Source organism: Cryobacterium sp. Sr8, assembly GCF_004403225.1.
GTDB classification, from domain to species: domain Bacteria; phylum Actinomycetota; class Actinomycetes; order Actinomycetales; family Microbacteriaceae; genus Cryobacterium; species Cryobacterium psychrotolerans.
Genome location: NZ_SOHO01000073.1, coordinates 1 through 5,382 on the forward strand (window position 1 = coordinate 1; position 5,382 = coordinate 5,382).

The 5,382-nt window shown below is 53.5% G+C and carries 2 rRNA genes; both read left to right on the top strand.

From position 1 onward, the window contains the following. The first annotated feature begins 146 nt into the window (after positions 1 to 146). Positions 147 to 1,665: ribosomal RNA gene (locus E3T54_RS16585) — 16S ribosomal RNA — on the top strand. Positions 1,666 to 2,167: 502 nt separating this feature from the next. Then, positions 2,168 to 5,294: ribosomal RNA gene (locus E3T54_RS16590) — 23S ribosomal RNA — on the top strand. The 16S and 23S rRNA genes sit together here, the layout of an rRNA operon. Positions 5,295 to 5,382 lie beyond the last annotated feature (88 nt).

Sequence of the window (5,382 nt, forward strand, 5' to 3'; positions counted from 1 at the left end):
AAGAGATTCCTTTGGAAAACATTTAAACAACAAAGCAAGTCAGTAATGATTTGTTCTGTCAGTTTCAAACTTGCAGATTGTTCGCCCATTCCGGCGGCTTTCTGCACTAGATGTGCCGTTGCCTTCGGGTTTCGTGCAATCAAACATTTACGGAGAGTTTGATCCTGGCTCAGGACGAACGCTGGCGGCGTGCTTAACACATGCAAGTCGAACGGTGAAGAGAAGCTTGCTTCTTGGATCAGTGGCGAACGGGTGAGTAACACGTGAGCAATCTGCCCTTGACTCTGGGATAAGCGTTGGAAACGACGTCTAATACCGGATACGACCCTCGGAGGCATCTCCTGGGGGTGGAAAGAATTTTGGTCAAGGATGAGCTCGCGGCCTATCAGCTAGTTGGTGAGGTAATGGCTCACCAAGGCGACGACGGGTAGCCGGCCTGAGAGGGTGACCGGCCACACTGGGACTGAGACACGGCCCAGACTCCTACGGGAGGCAGCAGTGGGGAATATTGCACAATGGGCGAAAGCCTGATGCAGCAACGCCGCGTGAGGGACGAAGGCCTTCGGGTTGTAAACCTCTTTTAGTAGGGAAGAAGCGAAAGTGACGGTACCTGCAGAAAAAGCACCGGCTAACTACGTGCCAGCAGCCGCGGTAATACGTAGGGTGCAAGCGTTGTCCGGAATTATTGGGCGTAAAGAGCTCGTAGGCGGTTTGTCGCGTCTGCTGTGAAAACCCGAGGCTCAACCTCGGGCCTGCAGTGGGTACGGGCAGACTAGAGTGCGGTAGGGGAGATTGGAATTCCTGGTGTAGCGGTGGAATGCGCAGATATCAGGAGGAACACCAATGGCGAAGGCAGATCTCTGGGCCGTAACTGACGCTGAGGAGCGAAAGCATGGGGAGCGAACAGGATTAGATACCCTGGTAGTCCATGCCGTAAACGTTGGGAACTAGATGTGGGGACCATTCCACGGTCTCCGTGTCGCAGCTAACGCATTAAGTTCCCCGCCTGGGGAGTACGGCCGCAAGGCTAAAACTCAAAGGAATTGACGGGGGCCCGCACAAGCGGCGGAGCATGCGGATTAATTCGATGCAACGCGAAGAACCTTACCAAGGCTTGACATATAGAGGAAACGGCTGGAAACAGTCGCCCCGCAAGGTCTCTATACAGGTGGTGCATGGTTGTCGTCAGCTCGTGTCGTGAGATGTTGGGTTAAGTCCCGCAACGAGCGCAACCCTCGTCCTATGTTGCCAGCACGTAATGGTGGGAACTCATGGGATACTGCCGGGGTCAACTCGGAGGAAGGTGGGGATGACGTCAAATCATCATGCCCCTTATGTCTTGGGCTTCACGCATGCTACAATGGCCGGTACAAAGGGCTGCAATACCGTAAGGTGGAGCGAATCCCAAAAAGCCGGTCTCAGTTCGGATTGAGGTCTGCAACTCGACCTCATGAAGTCGGAGTCGCTAGTAATCGCAGATCAGCAACGCTGCGGTGAATACGTTCCCGGGCCTTGTACACACCGCCCGTCAAGTCATGAAAGTCGGTAACACCCGAAGCCAGTGGCCTAACCGCAAGGAAGGAGCTGTCGAAGGTGGGATCGGTGATTAGGACTAAGTCGTAACAAGGTAGCCGTACCGGAAGGTGCGGCTGGATCACCTCCTTTCTAAGGAGCACAGCACTGCCCGCCAACTGTGTTTTTTGTACACACAGAACAGCGGGACTAACGGTGCCAAGCCATTTCGGAAACATACGTTTTCCGGTGGCGCTCATGGGTGGAACATTGACATTGATGCGGAACCAAACGGTTCGATCTCAGTACTCTGCAGCGTTGTTTACAACGCGGCAGATGGAAAGGGTTGGTCCTGGCGGGTTCGCATATGCACGCTGTTGGGTCCTGAGGGACCGGAACAAGCCGGCTAGTCCGGCTGTGATCCTTTCCTTCTGGACCTTTTCTTGTTCCCATCATTCGGGGATGAGCGGAGGTACCGCCCGTACTTTGAGAACTACACAGTGGACGCGAGCATCTTAAATTTGACGGACCTTTTGGTCCGCAAATTACAAAGACCAACGCAAATATCGTTCCTTCGGGGATGTGATGCGTTGATCATTGGTCAATTTCGGTCGTGAATTTATTCGCGACACTTAATCGATTCAAACTCATGTGATTTCAAATTTCTAAGAGCAAACGGTGAATGCCTTGGCATGTAGAGCCGAAGAAGGACGTAGTAATCTGCGATAAGCCTCGGGGAGTTGATAAACGAACTTTGATCCGAGGATTTCCGAATGGGGAAACCCCGCCAGGCCCGCAAGGTGACCTGGTGACTCCCGCCTGAATATATAGGGCGGGTAGAGGGAACGTGGGGAAGTGAAACATCTCAGTACCCACAGGAAGAGAAAACAACAGTGATTCCGTTAGTAGTGGCGAGCGAAACCGGATGAGGCTAAACCGATCATGTGTGATAGCCGGCAGGCGTTGCATGGTCGGGGTTGCGGGACTTTTCTGCTGCTTCTGCCGAACAGTGAGGGTTAGAACGTTGTATAGACGAACAGGATTGAAAGCCTGGTCATAGAGGGTGCGAACCCCGTAGTCGAAATGCAGCAATCGCCCGAAGAGTATCCCAAGTAGCACGGGGCCCGAGAAATCCCGTGTGAATCCGTCAGGACCACCTGATAAGCCTAAATACTCCTACATGACCGATAGTGAACAAGTACCGTGAGGGAAAGGTGAAAAGTACCCCGGGAGGGGAGTGAAATAGTACCTGAAACCGTTTGCTTACAAACCGTTGGAGCCAGCTTTGTTCTGGTGACAGCGTGCCTTTTGAAGAATGAGCCTGCGAGTTAGTGATATGTGGCGAGCTTAACCCGAGAGGGGAATGCGTAGCGAAAGCGAGTCTGAATAGGGCGATTCAGTCGCATGTCCTAGACCCGAAGCGAAGTGATCTATCCATGGCCAGGTTGAAGCGACGGTAAGACGTCGTGGAGGACCGAACCCACTTCAGTTGAAAATGGAGGGGATGAGCTGTGGATAGGGGTGAAAGGCCAATCAAACTTCGTGATAGCTGGTTCTCTCCGAAATGCATTTAGGTGCAGCGTTGCGTGTTTCTTGCCGGAGGTAGAGCTACTGGATGGCCGATGGGGCCCAAAAGCTTACTGACGTCAGCCAAACTCCGAATGCCGGTAAGTGAGAGCGCAGCAGTGAGACGGTGGGGGATAAGCTTCATCGTCGAGAGGGAAACAACCCAGACCACCAACTAAGGTCCCAAAGCGCGTGCTAAGTGGGAAAGGATGTGGAGTTGCACAGACAACCAGGAGGTTGGCTTAGAAGCAGCCACCCTTGAAAGAGTGCGTAATAGCTCACTGGTCAAGTGATTCCGCGCCGACAATGTAACGGGGCTCAAGCACGCCACCGAAGTTGTGGCATTAATATTTTTGGTAAGCCGCCACCTTGTGTGGTTGGTTCAGCCGTGTTGATGGGTAGGAGAGCGTCGTGTGGCCAGCGAAGCGGCGGTGTAAACCAGCCGTGGAGGCTACACGAGTGAGAATGCAGGCATGAGTAGCGAAAGACGGGTGAGAAACCCGTCCTCCGAAAGATCAAGGTTTCCAGGGCCAGGCTAATCCGCCCTGGGTAAGTCGGGACCTAAGGCGAGGCCGACAGGCGTAGTCGATGGACAACGGGTTTATATTCCCGTACTGATGAAGAACCGTCCAAGCTAATCCAGTAATGCTAAGTGTCTGAATCCCACTGACCAATGCCTTCGGGCTGCGGGGGTGGGCCTAGCGCACGACCCTATGCTGGTGCGGTTAGCGTATTAACAGGTGTGACGCAGGAAGGTAGCTGAGCCGGGCGATGGTTGTCCCGGTCTAAGGATGTAGGCCGAGAGATAGGCAAATCCGTCTCTCATATAAGGCTGAGACCCGATGGGTAGCCCGTAAGGGCGAAATCAGTGATCCTATGCTGCCAAGAAAAGCATCGACGCGAGGTTCAAGTCACCCGTACCCCAAACCGACTCAGGTGATCAGGTAGAGAATACTAAGGAGATCGAGAGAATCGTGGTTAAGGAACTCGGCAAAATGCCCCCGTAACTTCGGGAGAAGGGGGGCCTGAGGCGTGAAGGGATTTACTCCTGGAGCGTTCGAAGGCCGCAGAGACCAGTGGGAAGCGACTGTTTACTAAAAACACAGGTCCGTGCCAAGTCGCAAGACGATGTATACGGACTGACGCCTGCCCGGTGCTGGAAGGTTAAGAGGAAGGGTTAGCGCAAGCGAAGCTCAGAATTTAAGCCCCAGTAAACGGCGGTGGTAACTATAACCATCCTAAGGTAGCGAAATTCCTTGTCGGGTAAGTTCCGACCTGCACGAATGGCGTAACGACTTCCCAGCTGTCTCAACCGCGAACTCGGCGAAATTGCATTACGAGTAAAGATGCTCGTTACGCGCAGCAGGACGGAAAGACCCCGTGACCTTTACTACAGCTTGGTATTGGTGTTCGGTGTGGCTTGTGTAGGATAGGTGGGAGACTGTGAAGCTTGGACGCTAGTTCAGGTGGAGTCAACGTTGAAATACCACTCTGGTCATATTGGATATCTAACTTCGAACCGTAATCCGGTTCAGGGACAGTGCCTGGTGGGTAGTTTAACTGGGGCGGTTGCCTCCTAAAAAGTAACGGAGGCGCCCAAAGGTTCCCTCAACCTGGTTGGCAATCAGGTGTCGAGTGTAAGTGCACAAGGGAGCTTGACTGTGAGACTGACAAGTCGAGCAGGGACGAAAGTCGGGACTAGTGATCCGGCAGTGGCTTGTGGAAGCGCTGTCGCTCAACGGATAAAAGGTACCTCGGGGATAACAGGCTGATCTTGCCCAAGAGTCCATATCGACGGCATGGTTTGGCACCTCGATGTCGGCTCGTCGCATCCTGGGGCTGGAGTAGGTCCCAAGGGTTGGGCTGTTCGCCCATTAAAGCGGTACGCGAGCTGGGTTTAGAACGTCGTGAGACAGTTCGGTCCCTATCCGCTGCGCGCGCAGGAAATTTGAGAAGATCTATCCCTAGTACGAGAGGACCGGGATGGACGAACCTCTGGTGTGTCAGTTGTTCCGCCAGGAGCACCGCTGATTAGCTACGTTCGGAACGGATAACCGCTGAAAGCATCTAAGCGGGAAGCCGGCTTCGAGATGAGATTTCCATCCCTTCGGGGGAGAGGCTCGCAGCTAGACTACTGCGTTGATAGGCCGGATGTGGAAGAGAGGACTAAAGACTCTTGAAGCTGACCGGTACTAATAAGCCGATAATTTGATAACACTCAGTTTGAATAAGCTGTTCTGCGTCCACTATGTGGTTCTCGATGTACGGTCGAGAACAACGCCCCACGGTGTCTAACACCAGGGG